Here is an 18,564-nt window from a genome sequence, read left to right as displayed (position 1 = left end):
GTCATGGCTGCGCTGTCGGCGGTGGTCTTCACGCTGAGCGGTTGGCTGGGGCTGTATTTGCTGGCCCGCGACCCGCGCAAGCCGGTGCTTGTGCTGGCGGCGACCGGGCTGTGCGGCTTCGCGCTGGTGGTGGCGCTGGACGCGGTGCGATCGGCCAGCGTCGTCAACACCCGCCTGCTCGGCCAGATCGAGATCTACCTGGCGGCCGTGCCCAGCGTGGCGTGGTTCGCCGTGCTCGTCGAGCTGGCCCGGCCGTGCGACACCTGGCGCACCCGCACCAAGGAGCTGCTGCTGGTCGCCGGCGTCGGCGCGCTGACGCTGCTCGCGGCGGCCATGGCCGGCAGCGTCGAAGGGCCCCTGCGGACCGGGCACGTGCTGATGGTCGCGGTGATCTCGACGTCCACATTGGCCGCCATGGTCGCGGCGGTGCGCCGGCCCGCGCAACCGGTGCCCGTCGTGGGGGTGGTGATCGTCGCGACGCTGTTCTTCGCGCTGGCCAACGCCATCGTGATCATCCCGCTGGGCCTGCTGCCCAGCTGGCTGGCGCTGGCGTCGACGGGGATCGATGTGCTGCTGCTCGGGGTGGCGGTGGCCAGATGGGACGCGTTCGACGAGGGTCAGGCGCTGCGGGCCGACATGCTGCGCTCGTTCGCCGGCTGTTCGGCGGTGGCCGTGCTGTTCGGCGGCCAGGCGCTGATCGGCCTGGCGGTGACCCGTCACGAACCGACCGCGCAGACCGCGCTGACCGTGCTGTTGTTCACCAGCCTGGCGATCTCGATCGCCGTGCAGGTGCTGGCCGATCCGCTGGCCGGGGTGCTGGACCGGCTGGCCTTCTCCAGGTCGCCCGCGCTGCGCGCGGACCGCGCCGCCCTGCGCAACACCGGGGCGGCGCTGCCGCTGCGCGCCGAAGATCCCTTGAGCGACGTCGACGACGACACCTTCGCCCGCCTGACCCGCCGCGCACTGGGCCACTACGCCGACCTGACCAAACTGGTCGCCAGCCCGCTCACCGCCCTGCCCGTGATCGACCAGCGGCTGGCCGCCCGCGGCGCACCCGATCACCCGCTGGAACGGGCCAACGAGCTCAAGGCCGTCCTCGCCGACGGCATCGGGCGGCTCAAGCCGCGCGAGGCCGGTGACTTCGGCACCACCGAGGAGTGGCGCTACTACAACTCGCTGTACTTCCCGTACGTCGTCGGCGTGCGGGCATACGCGCAGAACGCCACCGCCGCAGGGCTGGATCCCACCGCCCGGCAGGCCTGGCAGTGGCTCGTCACTGAAGTCCCGCAGCGCTCGCTACACAACTGGCAGAACGCCGCGGCCCGGCTCATCGCTGCCGATCTGCGTGGACGCATCACCGTCACCAGTGACTAAGCTCGCGGCCGTGTCCTCATCAAAGTTTCCGCCCGCCAACGTCGTTCGAGTAATCGACACGGCGCGCCAGCAACTCGGCCGCCTGCACCGGCGGATGGTTCCGCCGCCGGCCGCGATGCTGGAGATCGTGGTCGGCGCGTGGACCGCGCAGGCGATCGCCGCCGCGGCGGAACTCGGTATCGCCGACGCGCTCGCGACCGGGCCCAAGTCGGCCGAGGACTTGGCGGCGGCCGTCGGCGCCGATGCCGACGCGCTTCGCCGGCTGCTGCGGGCGTTGATCGGCCGCGGCATCTTCCGTCAGCGTCGGGACGGCCGCTACGCCCTGACCCCGCTCGCGGACACGCTGCGCCGCGACGCCGAGGTGTCGCTGGCGGGCTGGGCTCGTTGGTTGGGTTCGCCCCAGCACCGCGAACACTGGAGTCACCTGACCGAGGCGATTCGCACCGGGCGCTCGGTCGTGCCCGCGTTGCGCGGTAAACCCATGTTCGAGTACCTGGCCTCGGAGCCCGAGCTCAGCGAGATCTTCAACGACGCGATGACGGCGGGGTCGGCACTGTCGATCGGTCCCGTCATCGCCGCCTACGACTTCAGCCCCTACCCCACGATCGTCGACGTCGGCGGCGGCCACGGTCGGCTGCTCTCCGAGGTGCTGGCCGCCACGCCCACCGCGCAAGGCGTGCTGTTCGATCAACCCCAGGTGGTGGCCGGCGCCGGCGCCCTCTTCGCCGAGCGCGGTGTCGCCGACCGGGTCCGCATCGCCGAAGGATCGTTCTTCGAATCCGTCCCGAGCGGCGGAGACGCGTACATCCTCAAGAGCGTCATCCACGACTGGCCCGACGAGGACGCGGTGCGGATCCTGCGTAACGTGCGCGACGCGGCCGCGGTGGGCAGCCACGTTCTGCTGGTGGAGTTCGTCGTCCCCGACCACGACCGTGACTACGCGGGCAACTGGCTGGACCTGGAAATGCTGCTGGCGCTGGACGCGCGCGAACGCACCGTCGAGGAATACGGGGAATTGTTCCGGCGCGCCGGCTTCCGGCTGACGCGCGCGGTCCAGACGGCGTCGCCGTTCAGCGTCCTCGAAGCCGTCGCGGTCTAGGTGATCCGGCTCATAACTTTTTGGTCCCCGCGGGGAATACCCGGGAATATCGTGGTGAACTCCCTGGTCGTTTAACTCGTGGCAGTAGTTGGCAGTGCCACGAGTCGATATGGCAGTGGGCCGGACGGCACGCTCAGACATGTCCGACCCGGCCCCTCCACCGCAAGGAGTAATCGCATGACCGCTGTAATGACTACCCGGCCCCTCTACGACTCAACGGACTCGCTGCTGCGGTTCGCGATGCGCGCCGACGCGACGCTGACCGGGCTGCTGGGCCTGGCCGCTGCCTTCCTCGCCGACCCGCTCGCGCGGCTGACCGGCCTGACGCCCAGCCAGGAATTCGGCATGGGCGCGTTCTTCGTGCTCTACGGCCTGGCCGTGTACGCCTTGGCGGCGCTGCCCGACCTGCGTCGCGCCGGCATCGGAGTCATCGTCGCCAACGTCGTCTACACCCTGGCCGTGATCGTGGTGGTCGAACTGCTGCCGATGACCGCTTTCGGCGTCGCGGCGACGCTGGCCAGCGGTGTGTACACCGCGATCTTCGCCGGGCTGCAGTACCTGGGAGTGCGCCGCCTCGAGGCGTGACCCGCTGATGCTCGCCGAGTGTCGGATTGAGACACGTTTCGACCTCTGTGGCGTGACACAACCCGACACTCGGCCGACGGCCAAGAGCAGTTACAGCTTGCGCAGGCGCAGCCGATTGATCGAGTGGTTCGCGTCCTTGCGCAACACCAGGGTGGCGCGGGGACGCGTGGGCAGGATGTTCTCGACCAGATTCGGCCGGTTGATCGACCGCCAGATCTCCTTCGCGGCGACGACGGCCTGCGGGTCCGCGAGGGCCGAGTAGTGGTGGAAGTGCGATTCCGGGTCGGCGAACGCGGTGCTGCGCATGGCCAGGAACCGCGACACATACCACTGCTCGATGTCTTCGATCCGGGCGTCCACATACAGCGAGAAGTCGAACAGGTCCGACACCATCAGCGTCGGACCCGTCTGCAGGACGTTGAGACCCTCCAGAATCAGGATGTCGGGGTGCCGGACGACGTGCTTGGCGCCGGGAATGATGTCGTAGTGCAGGTGCGAATACACCGGCGCGCACGCGTAGTCCGACCCCGATTTGACCGAGGTCACGAACCGCATCAGGGCCCGACGGTTGTAGCTCTCCGGAAAGCCCTTGCGATGCATCAGGTTGCGCCGATCCAGCTCGGCGTTGGGATAGAGGAAGCCGTCGGTGGTCACCAGGTCCACGCGCGGGTGGTGATCCCAGCGGGCCAGCAGCGCCTGCAGCACACGCGCGGTGGTCGACTTGCCGACCGCCACGCTGCCGGCCACGCCGATGATGAACGGCACCGGCCGGTCCGGGTTCTGCACCGGCTCGCCGAGGAACTCCGCGGTCGCGGCGAACAGCCGCTGGCGGGCGGCAACCTGCAGATGGATCAACCGGGCCAGCGGCAGATAGACCTCTTCGACCTCGAGCAGGTCGATCTGTTCGCCGAGTCCGCGCAGGCCGACCAGTTCCTCTTCGGTGAGGGCCAGCGGCGTCGACATGCGAAGCGCACGCCACTGCTTCCGGTCGAACTCCACGTAGGGGCTCGGCTCGCTCAGCCGCGGCATAGGTCACAGTGTTGCAGGGCTGGGCGCTCGCCCGACGGCTGGGCTGGCGAAAACGTCGGTCGATAGACTGGCGTTCGTGACTGCCGCACCTGATGCCCGCCCGTCCGTTTCCGCGACCGGCGCCGTGATGAGCGCCCCGCTGGCCGAGGTCGACCCCGATATCGCCGAACTGCTCGGCAGAGAGCTCGGGCGGCAGCGCGACACCCTGGAGATGATCGCGTCGGAGAACTTCGTGCCGCGCGCGGTGCTGCAGGCCCAGGGCAGCGTGCTGACCAACAAATACGCCGAGGGCCTGCCCGGGCGGCGTTACTACGGCGGTTGCGAGCACGTCGACGTCGTCGAGAACATCGCCCGCGACCGGGCCAAGGCCCTGTTCGGCGCCGACTTCGCCAACGTGCAGCCGCATTCGGGTGCCCAGGCCAACGCCGCGGTGCTGGCCGCGCTGATGTCGCCGGGGGAGCGGCTGCTCGGCCTGGACCTCGCCAACGGCGGACACCTGACCCACGGCATGCGGCTCAATTTCTCCGGCAAGCTGTATGAAAACGGCTTCTACGGCGTGGACCCGACCACCCACCTGATCGACATGGACGCGCTGCGGGCCCAGGCGCTCGAGTTCCGGCCGCAGGTGATCATCGCCGGCTGGTCGGCTTACCCGCGGATTCTCGACTTCGCCGCGTTCCGGTCGATCGCCGACGAGGTCGGCGCCAAGCTGTGGGTCGACATGGCGCACTTCGCGGGCCTGGTCGCCGCGGGATTGCACCCGTCGCCGGTGCCGCACGCCGACGTGGTGTCCACCACCATCCACAAGACCCTCGGCGGTGGCCGCTCCGGCATGATCCTGGGCAAGCAGGAGTACGCCAAGGCCATCAACTCCGCGGTCTTTCCCGGCCAGCAGGGCGGACCGCTGATGCACGTCATCGCGGGCAAGGCCGTCGCGCTGAAAATCGCCGCCACTCCCGAATTCGCCGAGCGCCAGCAGCGCACGCTGGCCGGTGCGCGCATCCTCGCCGACCGGCTGCTGGCCGATGACGTCGCCAAGGCCGGCGTGTCGGTGGTCAGCGGCGGCACCGACGTCCACCTGGTGCTGGTGGACCTGCGCAACTCGCCGCTCGACGGCCAGGCCGCCGAGGACCTGCTCCACGAGGTCGGCATCACCGTCAACCGCAACGCCGTCCCCAACGACCCCCGGCCGCCGATGGTGACCTCCGGCCTGCGGATCGGGACTCCGGCGCTGGCCACCCGCGGCTTCGGCGAAGCCGAGTTCACCGAGGTCGCCGACATCATCGCCGCGGCGCTGGCCGCCGGAACCTCCGCAGACATGGTTGGGCTGCGCGAGCGCGTGACCCGGCTGGCCAGGGAGTTTCCGCTGTATGACGGGCTCGAAGACTGGAGCCTGGCCGCCGGCTAACGTCTGCTCGCACCGCACCGCGACACGCAGCGCGCCGGAATTTGAAAGAACCTGTGTATGCGAGTTACAGTAACCGCATGGCACAGAGACCTGTCGCTAACGCGCTGATTCTTGAACTTGAACCGCTGGTGGAATCCGAGATGGACCGCCACCTCAACACCGAGGACATCTGGTTCGCGCACGACTACGTGCCGTTCGACCAGGGCGAGAACTTCGCGTTCCTCGGCGGCCGCGACTGGGATCCGTCTCAGACGACGCTGCCCCGGACCATCACCGACGCCTGCGAGATACTGCTGCTGCTCAAGGACAACCTGGCTGCCCACCACCGCGAGCTCGTCGAGCACTTCATCCTCGAGGACTGGTGGGGCCGCTGGCTGGGCCGCTGGACCGCCGAGGAGCACCTGCACGCGATCGCGCTGCGCCAATACCTGGTCGTGACCCGCGAGGTGGACCCGACGGCCAACGAGGAAGCCCGCGTCCAGTACGTGATGAAGGGCTACCGCGCCGAGACCCTCTCGCAGGTGGAAACCCTCGTTGAGCGGGCGTTCGCCGAGCATTCCTTCGCGGTCTACTGCCACAACCTGGCGGTGCGGATCGAGGAGCCGATCCTGGCCGGGCTGATCGACCGGATCGCCCGGGACGACGCGCGTCACGACCTGTTCTGGGGCAACCTCGTCGCGCGCTGCCTCGAATACACCCGCGACGAGACGATCGCCGCGATCGCGTCGCGGGCCGCCGCGCAGGAAGTGCTGGGCGCCGACATCGACGCCTACGCGGACAAGGTGCAAAACATCGCCGAGGCCGGCATCTTCGACCCCGCGCAGCTGCGCCAGGCGGTCTCCGAGCGCATCACCGCGTGGGGCCTGGCCGACGAGCCGCAATTGCAGGAATTCGTCACCGGCTAAGCAGATTTCCCTTCGGTACTTCAATGTCGGCGCGCCTGCCCTGCGGGCGTGTCGGCATCGGAGTAGCGTCGCACTCGATGGCCAGCGACATGCTCTGCTGCCAGGGCGGCACTCCCGGTTTCTGCTCGGGTTACTACAACGGCAGGACCGGCCCCGGTCCTGGTGCCGCGGCCCCCGCCGACATGCCTGTGTGGGTCCGCGCGGGCGCTGACCGGCCTCACAAGGGCTTATAGGAGCGCTCCGTGACCGATATCCGGACGTACGTGCTCGACACCTCCGTACTGCTGTCCGACCCCTGGGCGTGCAGCCGGTTTGCCGAACACGACGTGGTGGTTCCCCTGGTGGTGATCAGCGAGTTGGAGGCCAAACGCCACCACCACGAGCTGGGCTGGTTCGCCCGGCAGGCGTTGCGGCTGTTCGACGACCTGCGGCTCGAGCACGGCAGGCTCGATCAGCCCATTCCGGTTGGCACGCAAGGCGGTTCGCTGCGCGTCGAACTGAATCACACCGACCCCGCAGTGTTGCCCGCGGGTTTCCGAACCGACAGCAACGATTCGCGGATCCTGTGCTGCGCGGCCAACCTCGCCGCGGAGGGCAAGCAGGTCACGCTGGTCAGCAAGGACATTCCGCTCCGCGTGAAGGCCGCGGCGGTGGGACTGGCCGCCGACGAGTACCACGCCCAGGACGTCGTCGCCTCCGGCTGGTCCGGGATGCGCGAGCTCGAGGTGGCCGCGCAGGACATCGACACCCTGTTCGCCGACGGCGAGATCGACCTGGCCGACGCCCGGGACCTGCCCTGCCATACCGGGATTCGGCTGCTGGGCGGGAGTTCGCATGCGCTCGGCAGGGTGACGGCCGCCAAACGGGTTCAGCTAGTGCGCGGTGACCGCGAGGTGTTCGGGCTGCGCGGGCGTTCCGCCGAGCAGCGGGTGGCGCTCGATCTGCTGCTCGACGAGTCCGTCGGCATCGTCTCGCTCGGGGGCAAGGCCGGCACCGGGAAGTCGGCGCTGGCGTTGTGCGCCGGGCTGGAGGCGGTGCTGGAGCGTCGCACCCACCGCAAGGTCGTCGTCTTCCGCCCGCTGTACGCCGTCGGCGGGCAGGAGCTGGGCTACCTGCCCGGCAGCGAGAGCGAAAAGATGGGCCCCTGGGCCCAGGCCGTCTTCGACACCCTCGAAGGCCTGGCCAGCCCGGCGGTGCTCGACGAGGTGCTCTCCCGCGGCATGCTCGAGGTGCTGCCCCTCACCCACATCCGGGGCCGCTCGCTGCACGACTCGTTCGTGATCGTCGACGAGGCGCAGTCGCTGGAGCGCAACGTGCTGCTCACCGTGCTGTCCAGGCTGGGTACCGGCTCTCGCGTCGTGCTGACCCACGACATCGCCCAGCGGGACAACCTGCGGGTCGGCCGCCACGACGGGGTGGCCGCGGTGATCGAAAAGCTCAAGGGTCATCCGCTGTTCGCCCACATCACCCTGCTGCGTAGCGAACGGTCGCCGATCGCCGCGCTGGTCACCGAGATGCTCGAGGAAATCGCCGGGCCGCAATAGCCTGCGCTGACGGCACGATTGCCCCCGATTTCCGGGCCCTGGACGCGGGGTCAAAAGCCCTGGTTGCAGGGTGCAATGCCGCGTTGCCCGCGCGACCCCCGACGGTCGGCGCGCGGGACGCGGAGCACGCGCCCGGTAAACTTCCCTCGTGCCGAAACGACCTGACACGCAGGCCTGGCGCTACTGGCGGACCGTCTTCGGCGTCGTGGCGGCTGGGGCGGTGCTGGTCATCGGCGGTCTCACGGGCCACGTGACGCGCGCGGACAACCTCAATTGCGCGGTCGTGAAGTGCATCGCGCTGACGTTCGACGACGGGCCCAGCCCCTACACCGACCGGCTGCTCAAGGTGCTGAGGGACAACGACGCCAAGGCCACGTTCTTCCTGATCGGCAACAAGGTGGCGGCCAACCCGTCGGGAGCCCGGCGCATCGCGGATGCGGGGATGGAGATCGGCAGTCACACCTGGGAACACCCCAACATGACGACCATCCCGCCCGAAGCCATCGCCGCGCAGTTCAGTAGGGCCAACGACGCGATCACCGCCGCGACCGGCCGCACCCCGAACCTCTACCGGCCCGCCGGCGGACTGTCCAACGCGACGGTACGGCAGACCGCCGCCCGCTTCGGGTTGGCCGAAATACTTTGGGACGTCATCCCTTTCGACTGGGCGAACGACTCGAACACGCCGGCGACGCGGACGGTGTTGATGCAGCAGATCAAGCCGGGCTCGGTGGTGCTGTTCCACGACACCTACTCGAGCACCGTCGACCTGGTCTACCAGTTCATCCCGGTGCTCAAGGCCAACGGCTACCACCTGGTGACGGTCAGCGAAATGGTGGGCCCGCGCGCGCCGGGCAGCAGCTACGGCAGCCGCGAAAACGGCCCGCCCGTCAACGAACTGCACGACATCCCGCCCGGTGACATCCCGGCGCTGCCCAACACGCCGTCGCCCAAGCCGATGCCGAACTTCCCGATCAGCGACATCCCCAACCAGAACTCCGGCGGCCCGAACAACGGTGGCTGAGCGCCGGCTCGAGGAACATCCGAAGACGCCCCGCCGGTTGTCGTTGCAATATGCGGCGGACCTCGCGCTGGCCTACGTCTTCGCGGTCACGGGAGCGGCCGCGATCATGGTTCCGTTGCGGGGCCACGCCGTCGGCGCGGCGAATGCCGACTTCGCCCGCAACAACACCGCGCTGGTAGTGGTGCTGGTGACGCTGGGAATCATCATCGTCGCGGTAACCGGCGCGCGGATCCTGGCGCCCACCCTGCGCTGGTATGTCGCCGGGGAACAGCCCGACGAGACCCAGCGGGCCAGAGCGATCAAGCTCGCCGCCCGCCAGTCGAGGCTGCTGGTGGGCGTCTGGTCCGCATGCGGCGGGGTCCTGATGCTGGTCAACTACCGCGCCGGGGCCTCGCTGCTGCTGCCGATCCTGCTCGGCATCGTCCTCGGCGGGATAGCGGCCGCCGGCACGGGGCTGTTGCTGGCCCAACGCACGCTGCGCCCCATCATGGTCGCCGCCACCCGGGGCAGCGAGCCGCACCTGACGACCCCGGGCGTGTTGGCGCGGCTGGTGCTGATGTGGTTCTTGTGCAGTGCGCTCCCTGTCGTGATCATCGCGATTTTCATCGTGCTGCGGTCCAACGGCTGGATGATCCCCAAGGGAACCTCGGTGGACGTGCCCGTCCTGGTGGTGGTGATGGCGGCGGTGGTACTGGGTCTACCGACCATGATCCTGACCTCCCGATCCATCTCGGATCCGGTCGGCGAGGTCGTCGACGCGATGGCGGAGGTCGAGCACGGCAACATCGAGACCTACGTCGGCGCGTACGAACGCTCCCAGATCGGGCGTCTGCAAACGGGTTTCAACCGGATGGTGGCCGGGCTGGCCGAACGGGACAGGCTGCGTGACCTTTTCGGCCGTCACGTCGGCGCGGACGTCGCCCAGCGCGCCCTCGAGGAGGGCGCCTCGCTGTCGGGGGACGTGGTCGAGGCGGCCGTCCTGTTCATCGACCTGGTCGGTTCGACGAAGCTGGCGGAAAGCCGTCCGCCGCAAGAGGTTGCCGAGGTGCTCAACGATTTCTTCCGGATCGTCGTGGACGCCGTCGACGACCACAACGGGCTGATCAACAAATTCGAGGGCGACGCCGCGCTGGCCATCTTCGGCGCACCGCTCAAGATGGCCGGCCCGGCGTCGGCGGCGTTGGCGACAGCGCGCACCCTGGGCACCGAGCTGCGCCGGCTGGAGGTGGTCGACTTCGGCATCGGGGTCTCGGCGGGCCGCGTCTTCGCGGGCAATATCGGAGCCGAAAACCGTTACGAGTACACGGTGATCGGCGATCCGGTCAACGAGGCCGCGCGGCTCGCCGACCTCGCCAAGACCGCCGACCGGCGAATCCTGTGCTCGGCCGCGGCCATCGAGCGCGCCGACGACGAGCGCGACCGATGGGCCCAGTGCTACTCAACCGTGCTGCGCGGCCGCTCCGAAGCCACCGACGTCTGGGCACCGGCGGGCCGGCACTAGCTCTTGACGACCTTGAGCGCCGCGATGACCCCGTTGATCACGCCCTGCGACGCCGGGTCGCCGATCGGTGATGCCCCGAGGAAGATGGTCACCGGCTTGGTGTTGACCGCGATGATGACGACGGTGTCGCCCTTCACGTTGCGGGTGGTGTCGCCGATCGTGACATCCGCGTCCACCCGGGCGGCGTTGACCCCGTCCACCTTGATCGACGACGTCTTCTTCGGGCCCAGGCTCGGCGATGCGTTCGCGTAGCCGGGTCCGGCGACGACGCAGTCCAGCAACTTCGATGCCTGCGCCGCGACGTCCATGCTGGAGACGAAGTTGGTGACGGCGACCTCGGCCTGCATCATCCACTGGCTGGCACCCGGCACCTCCGTGCCGACGCCGACCCCGCCGATCAGGTTCGGGTTCTGGTCGTCGGAGTAGGGCTGCCACCCCGGCGCCGCGCTGGCCGGGAAGGAGAGCTTGCCGGCGCTGATGATGTCGCCGGCCGGCTTCTCGCCGGGCGACACGTTGGACGTGCAGTCCGTCGCGGTCTGCTCGGTGTTGTTCGGCTGCGACGTCGCGGCGGACGACGACGCCGACGTGGCGGTGCTCGACTTTTTGTCGTTTCCGCCGGCGATCACCAGGATCACCACCAGGGCGATGATGCCTACCAACGCGATGCCGGCGACGATCAGCCACGGCGCCTTGGAGCCACCGGGGCCCTTCGGCGGCGGGCCGGGCGGGTACGGTCCGGGCGCCCAGCCCTGGCCGGGCGGAACCTGCTGGCCGGGCTGCGGGTACTGCTGGGGGGCGTAGGCGGTGGCCCCCTGCTGCGTGCCGTACGCGGTGGGGTCCGGCTGGTACTGCGGGTATTGCGAATACTGCCCGCCCTGCTGGTACGGGTCGACCGGCGGGTACGGCTGACCCCCACCCTGCGGCTGACCGGCCCAATACGGGTCTTGCCCATGCGGATTGGTTCCGTAGGGATCCTGACCGTAGGGGCCGCCCGGGGGAGTCGTCATCGCTGAACCACCATTACTCGCCCTTACTCTTCAAGACCACCCTCGTGAGGTGGCCACACAACCGCGTCACGGCAATTATGTGCGTAACTTCGATGTCGCGCCTTTTGGCCAGGTTGGGGCCGGTTCCGTCGGCGCTAGTCCTGGGCAACCTTGGCCATCGCCAACACGTCGAGTCGGCGGTCCAGCTCCTCTTCGGACAACTTGTCGCCGATCAGGCCGCGGTCGATGACGGTCTGGCGGATGGTCTTGCGCTCCTTGAGCGCCTGCTTGGCCACCGCCGCGGCCTCCTCGTAGCCGATCGCGGAGTTCAGCGGCGTCACGATGGACGGCGAGGATTCCGCCAACTCGCGCAGATGCTCGACGTTGGCCTTCAACCCCACGATGCAGCGCTCCGCGAACAGCCGGGACACGTTGGTCAGTAGCTTGAACGACTCCAGGATGTTGCGGGCCATCATCGGGATGTAGACGTTGAGCTCGAAGGCGCCCGACAGGCCGCCGACGGCCACCGCCGCGTCGTTACCGATCACCTGCGCGGCCACCTGCGTAACCGCTTCCGGCAGTACCGGATTCACCTTGCCGGGCATGATCGAGCTACCCGGCTGCAGGTCCGGCAGCTGGATCTCGGCCAGGCCGGTCAGCGGACCGGATCCCATCCAGCGGATGTCATTGGCGATCTTGGTCAACGACACCGCGATGGTGCGCAGCGCGCCGGACGCCTCCACCAGCCCGTCTCGCGCCGCCTGGGCTTCGAAAGAGTTTGCCGCCGTACGCAGTTCGGTCAGACCCGTCTCGGCGACCAGCGTCTCGACCACCTTGGCGCCGAAGCCGTCGGGGGCGTTGAGGCCGGTGCCCACCGCCGTGCCGCCGATCGCGAGTTCGCCGAGCCGGGGCAGCGTGGCCCGCACTCTTTCTATCCCGGCCTCGATCTGGCGGGCGTAGCCGCCGAACTCCTGGCCGAGCGTCACGGGCACCGCGTCCATCAGGTGGGTGCGGCCCGACTTGACCACCGTCTGCCACTCGCCGGCCTTGCCCGCCAGCGCCTCGTGGAGCTCCCCGAGCGCCGGAATCAGGTGCCGCACGGCGGCTTCGGTGGCCGCGATGTGGGTGGCGGTCGGGAACGTGTCGTTCGACGACTGCGACATGTTGACGTCGTCGTTGGGGTGCACCGTGACGCCGTTGGCGGCCGCGATCGACGCGATCACCTCGTTGGTGTTCATGTTGGAGCTGGTGCCCGAGCCGGTCTGGAACACGTCGATGGGGAACTGGTCGTCGTGCTTGCCGTCGGCGATCTCGGCGGCCGCGGCGATGATCGCGTCGGCCTTCTCCGGCGCCAGCAGCCCGAGCTCCTTGTTGACCTGCGCGCAGGCGCCCTTCAGCAGACCCAACGCCCGGATTTGCGTGCGTTCCAGGCCCCGCCCGGAGATCGGGAAGTTCTCCACCGCGCGCTGGGTCTGTGCGCGCCACAACGCTTTTGCCGGTACCCGGACCTCGCCCATGGTGTCGTGCTCGATGCGGTACTCGGCGTCGTGTGCGTCCGGGGCCATGAAATGAATCCTGTTCGTCGGCGGTGGGAGGTTACGGCAGGGGGTAGGCGGCGGTGCTGTCGCCGGTGAAGTCGATCGCGGAGTACTCGTTGAGCTTCGAAAGCCGGTGGTAGGCCTCGATCATCCGGACGGTGCCCGACTTCGAGCGCATGACGATCGACTGGGTGGTGCAGCCGCCGGGGTAGTAGCGCACGCCCTTGAGCAGGTCGCCGTCGGTGACGCCGGTGGCGCAGAAGAACACGTTCTCACCGGAGACCAGGTCCTCGGTGGTCAGCACCTGGTCCAGGTCGTAGCCGGCGTCCAGGGCCTTGCGGCGCTCCGCCTCGTCCTTGGGCGCCAGCTGCGCCTGGATCGCCCCGCCCATGCAGCGGATGGCCGCCGCGGCGATGATGCCCTCCGGTGTGCCGCCGATGCCGGCCAGCATGTTGGTGCCCGAGTCCGGCCGGCAGGCCGAGATCGCGCCGGCCACGTCGCCGTCGGTGATCAGCCGGATCCGCGCGCCGGTGGCGCGGGCGTCATCGATCAGCTGCGCATGCCGCGGGCGGTCCAGAATGCACACCGTCATGTCCCGCACGGACAGGCCCTTGACCCTGGCGACGGCCTTGATGTTGTCGGCGATCGGGGCGGTGATGTCCAGCACGTGCGCCGCGTCGGGCCCGACGGCGATCTTGTTCATGTAGAACACCGCCGACGGGTCGAACATCGCGCCGCGGTCGGCCACCGCGAGCACCGAGATGGCGTTGGGCATGCCCTTGCTCATCAGCGTGGTGCCGTCGACGGGGTCCACCGCGAAGTCGCACTCCGGGCCGTCACCGTTGCCGACCTGTTCGCCGTTGTAGAGCATCGGCGCCTCGTCTTTTTCACCCTCGCCGATCACTACCACGCCGCGCATCGAGACCGAATTCACCAGTTCGCGGATCGCGTCGACGGCCGCGCCGTCGCCGCCCTCCTTGTCTCCACGTCCCACCCAGCGGCCCGCGGCCATGGCCCCGGCCTCGGTGACCCGGACCAGCTCCATGGCCAGGTTGCGATCGGGGGCTTCGCCGCGGCCGCGCGGCTGCGCGACGCCCGCCACGGCGGTCGGCGACGGACCAGGTCCAGCTGTCATGGTTGCTGATTCTCCCAGAGGCAGATCGGCCGGCTGGAGCTGGGCTGGGCGCCGGGTGGGGACTGTCACCGCGGGCTGGGATACTCGGGGGCGTGACCGTGGACCCAACGCCGAGCGACCCGCACGCCGGTGGCGCCGACGAGTCGGCGTCGGCGCCGGGACCCGTTTCGCGGCCGGTGCACGGCCCGGTGGCCCGGCCGGCCAAGCCGCGGCTGCTCCAGGACGGCCGCGACATGTTCTGGTCGCTCGCGCCGCTGGTGATCGGCTGCATCCTGCTGGCAGGCCTGGTCGGCATGTGTTCGTTTCAGGCCGGTCGCAACACCGAGGGGCGGATCCCGTCTTACGACGCGGCGGGGGCGCTGCGGGCCGACGCCGCCGCGCTGGGCTTCCCGATTCGCCTGCCACAGCTGCCGGACGGCTGGCGATCCAACTCCGGCTCCCGCGGCGGCATCGAGAACGGGCGCACCGACCCGTCGACGGGTCAGCGGGTGCGGGCGACGACGTCGACCGTCGGCTACATCACCCCGACCGGAAAATATGTGAGCCTGACGCAGAGCAACGCCGACGAGGACAAGCTCGTCGGCTCGATCCATCGGTCGGCGTACCCGAGCGGCGCGGTGGACGTCGCCGGCGTCAGCTGGGTGGTCTATCAGGGCAGCGGGCAGGGGGCGGACGCCGAGCCGGTGTGGACCACCGCGCTCAGCGGCCCGGGCGGGCGCGCCCAGCTCGCGATCACCGGCGCGGGCAGCGCCGATCAGTTCCGTACGCTTGCAGCCGCAACGCAATCGCAGCCGCCCTTGCCCGCCCGACACTAAGGAACACCGCGTGAGCGCACCTGAAGCAGACCTGTCCGGATGGTCGGCGGCGCCGTTCACCGGCGGCGGCTTCACCCACGACGTCTACCGCAAGGGCAGCGGCCCCGGAGTGCTGCTGATTCCGGAGATTCCGGGCATTCACCCCGGTGTGCTGGGCCTGGGCAATCATCTGGTGGACAACGGCTTCACCGTCGCGATCCCGTCGCTGTTCGGCAAGCCGGGGAAGTCGAAGACGGCGGGCTACATCGTCTCGACCATCGCGCGGGCCTGCGTGGCCCGGGAATTCGCGGCCCTGGCGCTGAACAAGCAGCGGCCGGTGGCGTCGTTCCTGCGCGCGCTGGCCCGTGACCTCAACGCCTCGACTCCGGGCAAGGGGGTCGGGGTCATCGGACAGTGCTTCACCGGGGGGTTCGCGCTGGCCGCGGCGGTCGACGACAGCGTGCTGGCCCCGGTGCTCAGCCAGCCGTCCGTGCCGTTTCCGCTCACCGCCGCGCAGCGCCGCGACGCCGGGATGAGCGAGGCCGAGCTGACGACGGTGGCCGACCGCTGCGCCAACGACGGCCTGTGCGCCATGGGCCTGCGGTTCAGCGAGGACAAGATGGCACCCGGCGAACGGTTCACCACCCTCAAGCAGCGGCTCGGTGACGCGTTCGAGGTGATCGAGATCGACTCCGGCCCGGGCAACCAGCACGGATTCACCAAGATGGCGCACTCGGTGCTGACCGACGAGGTCCGCGAGGTCGACGGCCAGCCCGCCTACGAGGCGCGCAAGCGGGTGGTCGAGTTCCTCACCGAGCGGTTGACATAGCCGGCGGACCGCTGGGCCACGCCATCTGCAGATACAGGTCGATGCGGACGATTTTGCCCGCATCGTCGAACTGGTAAACCGAAAGCGAATCGACCACGCTGGCGAAATCGCCGACGGCGCTGCGTTCTTCGAGCTCCAGAAAAACAACGTCCGCCGTTTCGGTGAGGCGTTTGAAGGAGCATTCCCACTCCGAGGAGACCGCCCACGTCGTCAGGAACTCGACGTACTGCGGCCACGTCATCACTTCGCGGAACGCGCCGACCCGGACGAACTCGTCGATGGCGACCAGTTCGGCCAGCGGCCCCCAGCTCTCGGCGGAGAACCCGGGCTTCTTCGCCTCGTCGACCATGCGCTTGACGACCGTGCAGTATCGCAGCACCGCCAGCGCGCGACCGGTGTACTCGCCGATGACGTCCTCGATGTTCCGCGCTTCCGGATTCACGCGCCGCTGGCCATGTAGCGGTCGACGACTGAGTGATAGTGGCCGATGACGACTTCCTCGTCGACCAGCGACATGTGGTCGAGGCGGTTGTTGCGCAGACCCAGCTGTTGGCACGGCATCTGCTCGTAATCCTGTTGCAGGGCCTCGAAATACTTGTAACTCCCGGGTTCGGAGACTTCGGTCAGACCGACCCGGAACGCGTCGCGGTGTTCGGCAGGCAGATACATGTAGCTGCTGACGTGCCACATGCAGCGATTGGGATCGCCGTCCGGATGCGGCGCGGCCATGATCACGTGGCATTCGCCGGCGCGGATCGTCATGAAGTAGTTCGGGAACAACACCCAGCCCTGGTTGTCGCTCATCTGCTCGTCGGTCAGGTCGGTGACGTCCAGCCCCATGCCGGTCAAGGTGTCGCGGGTGGCCCGCTGCAGCAGCCGGCGGGCCGTGACGCCCTCGGGAAACTCGACTGACCGCGCGGCGTTGGGCTACGAATTCGCCCTGTTCCTGTTGCGGAATCCCGAACCACGCGAGCGACTCGCCGAGCAGAGGCTGGATACCATCCGATCGTTGGGCCAGTTCATCAGCGAAAACGTGGCCAGGCTCGGCGCCACCCTGACGATGCCGGCCGAAACCCTCGCCCGGGTGATTCTCGCCGTCAACGACGGGATCACCCTGGGCAGTCACCTCGACGGCGAGGACCTCTACGAACCCTATTTGCAGCTGGTGGTCTCGAGTATCAGCGCGCCGGCTACCGGTCGGTAACCTGAGGTTTGCAGCTGAAGGGAGTGGTAGGCGTATGGCGATGGACAACTGTGTGGCAGAAACCGGCTATGGCCCGGTCCGCGGCAGCCGCGAAGGCTCAGACGGCCGGGTCACGGCATGGAAAGGCATCCGGTACGCCGCGCCACCGCTGGGTGACCTGCGATTCCGGGCCCCTCAGCCGCCCGAGCCGTGGACCGAGGTGGCCGACGCCACCTCCTTCGGGCCGGCGTGCCCGCAGCCGGAGATTCCCAACGTCCCCCTCGACCTGGGCGCGCCCAAGGGCGAGGACTGCCTGAGCCTGAACGTCTGGGCGCCGTCGGGCGCCGGGCCCGGTGACCGTAGGCCGGTGCTGGTCTGGCTGCACGGCGGCGCGTATGTCCTGGGCGCGGGCAGCCAGCCGCTCTATGACGGCCGCCGGTTGGCCGCGTCCGGCCCCGACGGCGGCGTCGTCGTGGTGACCGTCAACTACCGGATCGGCGCCTTCGGCTTCCTCGACCTGTCGTCGGTGGATCCGCGCTTCGACTCGAACATCGGGCTGCGCGACGTGCTGGCGGCGCTGCATTGGGTGCGCGACAACATCGCGGCGTTCGGCGGCGATCCCGATCGGGTCACGCTGTTCGGCGAATCCGCCGGGGCCGGGTTGGTCACGACCCTGCTCGCCGTCCCGGCGGCCGAAGGCCTGTTCGCCGGCGCGATCGCGCAGAGCTCGCCCGCGACGTCGGTGTATGACCGCAGCAGGGCCGAGCGGGTCGCGGTGACCGTGCTGGAGAAGCTCGGCATGGACCGGTCGGACGTTTCGCGGCTGCGCGACGTGCCGGCGGACGCGCTGGTAACCGCGGCGAGCGAGGTGTTCAACGAGGTGCCGGTGAGCAACCCCGGCACGCTGGCGTTCGTCCCGCTCGTCGACGGCGAACTGCTGCACGACTATCCGGTGAAGATGGCGCAGGAGGGGCGCACGCATCCCGTGCCGTTGATCATCGGCACCAACAGGCACGAGGCCGCGCTGTTTCGCTTGATGAAGTCGCCGCTGATGCCGATCACGCCGAGCGCGATCACGTCGATGTTCACCCAGATCGCCGCCGAACAGCCCGACTTGCAGCTGCCGACGGAGCGGGAGATCGTGTCGGCCTACCCGCGGCGGCACGGCAAGGCGCGGGGCATGAGCATCGCCACCGACGTCGGGTTCCGGATGCCGTCGGTGTGGCTGGCCGAGGGGCACGGCCGCGTGGCACCGGTGTACCTGTACCGCTTCGACTACTCGACGCCGCTGCTGAAGCTGTTCCTGGTGGGGGCCGCGCACGCGACCGAATTGCCTTATGTCTGGGGCAATCTCGGCGGTCCCAAGGACCCCACCCTGAAGCTCGGCGGCGCCAAGACCGCCAAGGCGATCTCGCACAGGGTGCGCACCCGGTGGATCAACTTCGCCGCGCAGGGCAAGCCGCAGGGCCCGTCCGGCGAGCCCGAGTGGACGCCCTACCAGGACACCGATCGCGCCTGCCTGGTCATTGGCAAGCACGACGCCGTTGTGTCCGACCTGGACGCGAACATCCGGGCCGCCTGGGGCACCGAGATGGTGGGCTTCCGGTAGCGGGTCCTCTCGGCGTAACGC

Annotated in this window: 17 protein-coding genes and 1 pseudogene; 12 read left to right on the top strand and 6 right to left on the bottom strand. The window is 69.1% G+C overall.

What is annotated here, in order from left to right:
• Positions 1 to 3: 3 nt before the first annotated feature.
• The 3 genes from AC5Y5V_RS21400 to AC5Y5V_RS21390 all read left to right on the top strand — a co-directional run bounded on the left by AC5Y5V_RS21400 (position 4) and on the right by AC5Y5V_RS21390 (position 3,058).
• Entirely contained in the window at positions 4 to 1,374 is a 1,371-nt protein-coding gene (locus AC5Y5V_RS21400; protein WP_499939585.1) for a hypothetical protein, read from the top strand.
• A 10-nt stretch (positions 1,375 to 1,384) separates the two neighbouring features.
• Entirely contained in the window at positions 1,385 to 2,473 is a 1,089-nt protein-coding gene (locus AC5Y5V_RS21395; protein WP_499939582.1) for a methyltransferase, read from the top strand.
• Positions 2,474 to 2,650: 177 nt separating this feature from the next.
• Positions 2,651 to 3,058, top strand: a complete 408-nt coding sequence (locus tag AC5Y5V_RS21390; RefSeq protein WP_499939580.1) for a hypothetical protein — start codon at positions 2,651 to 2,653, stop codon at positions 3,056 to 3,058.
• 90 nt (positions 3,059 to 3,148) lie between these two features.
• On the opposite strand, the gene coaA is transcribed toward AC5Y5V_RS21390, so the two are convergent.
• A complete protein-coding gene (gene coaA, locus AC5Y5V_RS21385) occupies positions 3,149 to 4,087 on the bottom strand; it encodes a type I pantothenate kinase (RefSeq protein ID WP_499939577.1) in 939 nt (312 codons plus the stop codon).
• A 127-nt stretch (positions 4,088 to 4,214) separates the two neighbouring features.
• Between coaA and glyA the strand changes: the two genes are divergently transcribed.
• The 5 genes from glyA to AC5Y5V_RS21360 all read left to right on the top strand — a co-directional run bounded on the left by glyA (position 4,215) and on the right by AC5Y5V_RS21360 (position 10,469).
• A complete protein-coding gene (gene glyA, locus AC5Y5V_RS21380) occupies positions 4,215 to 5,495 on the top strand; it encodes a serine hydroxymethyltransferase (RefSeq protein ID WP_499939706.1) in 1,281 nt (426 codons plus the stop codon).
• Between the two features lie 77 nt (positions 5,496 to 5,572).
• Entirely contained in the window at positions 5,573 to 6,400 is an 828-nt protein-coding gene (locus tag AC5Y5V_RS21375) for an acyl-ACP desaturase (protein ID WP_499939575.1), read from the top strand.
• Positions 6,401 to 6,642: 242 nt separating this feature from the next.
• Positions 6,643 to 7,944 carry an RNA 5'-3' helicase PhoH2 gene (gene phoH2 / locus AC5Y5V_RS21370; protein ID WP_499939573.1) on the top strand — a complete coding sequence of 434 codons (1,302 nt, stop codon included), beginning with the start codon at positions 6,643 to 6,645 and terminating at the stop codon, positions 7,942 to 7,944.
• A 148-nt stretch (positions 7,945 to 8,092) separates the two neighbouring features.
• The gene (locus AC5Y5V_RS21365) at positions 8,093 to 8,968 is read left to right on the top strand and encodes a polysaccharide deacetylase family protein (protein WP_499939571.1); all 876 of its coding nucleotides are present in this window, start codon (positions 8,093 to 8,095) and stop codon (positions 8,966 to 8,968) included.
• A gap of 106 nt (positions 8,969 to 9,074) precedes the next feature.
• Positions 9,075 to 10,469: an adenylate/guanylate cyclase domain-containing protein gene (locus tag AC5Y5V_RS21360; protein ID WP_499939704.1), complete on the top strand. Its 1,395-nt coding sequence runs from the start codon at positions 9,075 to 9,077 to the stop codon at positions 10,467 to 10,469.
• Here AC5Y5V_RS21360 and AC5Y5V_RS21355 read toward each other — a convergent pair.
• From AC5Y5V_RS21355 to glpX, 3 genes are all read right to left on the bottom strand, one after another.
• On the bottom strand, positions 10,466 to 11,476 hold the full coding sequence (locus AC5Y5V_RS21355) for a hypothetical protein (RefSeq protein ID WP_499939569.1): 1,011 nt from the start codon (positions 11,474 to 11,476) through the stop codon (positions 10,466 to 10,468). The genes AC5Y5V_RS21360 and AC5Y5V_RS21355 overlap by 4 nt on opposite strands.
• Positions 11,477 to 11,610: 134 nt before the next feature.
• Positions 11,611 to 13,020, bottom strand: coding sequence for a class II fumarate hydratase (locus AC5Y5V_RS21350; RefSeq protein ID WP_499939567.1), 1,410 nt, complete (start codon positions 13,018 to 13,020; stop codon positions 11,611 to 11,613).
• Between the two features lie 31 nt (positions 13,021 to 13,051).
• The gene (gene glpX / locus AC5Y5V_RS21345) at positions 13,052 to 14,128 is read right to left on the bottom strand and encodes a class II fructose-bisphosphatase (protein ID WP_499939565.1); all 1,077 of its coding nucleotides are present in this window, start codon (positions 14,126 to 14,128) and stop codon (positions 13,052 to 13,054) included.
• 176 nt (positions 14,129 to 14,304) lie between these two features.
• Here glpX and AC5Y5V_RS21340 point away from each other — a divergent pair, with 176 nt between their 5' ends.
• Both AC5Y5V_RS21340 and AC5Y5V_RS21335 read left to right on the top strand, forming a co-directional pair.
• Positions 14,305 to 14,943, top strand: coding sequence for a DUF4245 domain-containing protein (locus AC5Y5V_RS21340; RefSeq protein WP_499939702.1), 639 nt, complete (start codon positions 14,305 to 14,307; stop codon positions 14,941 to 14,943).
• A gap of 10 nt (positions 14,944 to 14,953) precedes the next feature.
• On the top strand, positions 14,954 to 15,751 hold the full coding sequence (locus AC5Y5V_RS21335) for a dienelactone hydrolase family protein (protein WP_499939563.1): 798 nt from the start codon (positions 14,954 to 14,956) through the stop codon (positions 15,749 to 15,751).
• On the opposite strand, the gene AC5Y5V_RS21330 is transcribed toward AC5Y5V_RS21335, so the two are convergent.
• Positions 15,732 to 16,193, bottom strand: a complete 462-nt coding sequence (locus AC5Y5V_RS21330; protein ID WP_499939561.1) for a hypothetical protein — start codon at positions 16,191 to 16,193, stop codon at positions 15,732 to 15,734. The genes AC5Y5V_RS21335 and AC5Y5V_RS21330 overlap by 20 nt on opposite strands.
• Positions 16,190 to 16,663: pseudogene (locus AC5Y5V_RS21325) on the bottom strand (SRPBCC family protein); the annotation flags it as partial. The pseudogene AC5Y5V_RS21325 and the gene AC5Y5V_RS21330, both read right to left, overlap by 4 nt.
• Here AC5Y5V_RS21325 and AC5Y5V_RS21320 point away from each other — a divergent pair.
• Positions 16,575 to 16,955, top strand: coding sequence for a hypothetical protein (locus AC5Y5V_RS21320; RefSeq protein ID WP_499939559.1), 381 nt, complete (start codon positions 16,575 to 16,577; stop codon positions 16,953 to 16,955). The pseudogene AC5Y5V_RS21325 and the gene AC5Y5V_RS21320 sit on opposite strands and share 89 nt — an antisense overlap.
• 34 nt (positions 16,956 to 16,989) lie before the next feature.
• A complete protein-coding gene (locus AC5Y5V_RS21315; protein WP_499939557.1) occupies positions 16,990 to 18,543 on the top strand; it encodes a carboxylesterase/lipase family protein in 1,554 nt (517 codons plus the stop codon).
• Positions 18,544 to 18,564: the final 21 nt, after the last annotated feature.

It is taken from the genome of Mycobacterium sp. NGS68 (genome assembly GCF_059812195.1).
The sequence above is the reverse complement of the archived record's forward strand: the minus strand, read 5'-3'. Positions and strand labels throughout refer to the sequence as shown.

Bases quoted from the DNA above. Each gene is read 5' to 3' on its own strand.
- AC5Y5V_RS21400 (WP_499939585.1), top strand. From the start codon at position 4: ATGGCTGCGCTGTCGGCGGTGGTCTTCACGCTGAGCGGTTGGCTGGGG.
- AC5Y5V_RS21390 (WP_499939580.1), top strand. From the start codon at position 2,651: ATGACCGCTGTAATGACTACCCGGCCCCTCTACGACTCAACGGACTCG.
- coaA (WP_499939577.1), bottom strand. From the start codon at position 4,087: ATGCCGCGGCTGAGCGAGCCGAGCCCCTACGTGGAGTTCGACCGGAAG.
- glyA (WP_499939706.1), top strand. From the start codon at position 4,215: ATGAGCGCCCCGCTGGCCGAGGTCGACCCCGATATCGCCGAACTGCTC.
- AC5Y5V_RS21375 (WP_499939575.1), top strand. From the start codon at position 5,573: ATGGCACAGAGACCTGTCGCTAACGCGCTGATTCTTGAACTTGAACCG.
- AC5Y5V_RS21360 (WP_499939704.1), top strand. From the start codon at position 9,075: ATGGTTCCGTTGCGGGGCCACGCCGTCGGCGCGGCGAATGCCGACTTC.
- AC5Y5V_RS21355 (WP_499939569.1), bottom strand. From the start codon at position 11,476: ATGACGACTCCCCCGGGCGGCCCCTACGGTCAGGATCCCTACGGAACC.
- AC5Y5V_RS21350 (WP_499939567.1), bottom strand. From the start codon at position 13,020: ATGGCCCCGGACGCACACGACGCCGAGTACCGCATCGAGCACGACACC.
- glpX (WP_499939565.1), bottom strand. From the start codon at position 14,128: ATGACAGCTGGACCTGGTCCGTCGCCGACCGCCGTGGCGGGCGTCGCG.
- AC5Y5V_RS21315 (WP_499939557.1), top strand. From the start codon at position 16,990: ATGGCGATGGACAACTGTGTGGCAGAAACCGGCTATGGCCCGGTCCGC.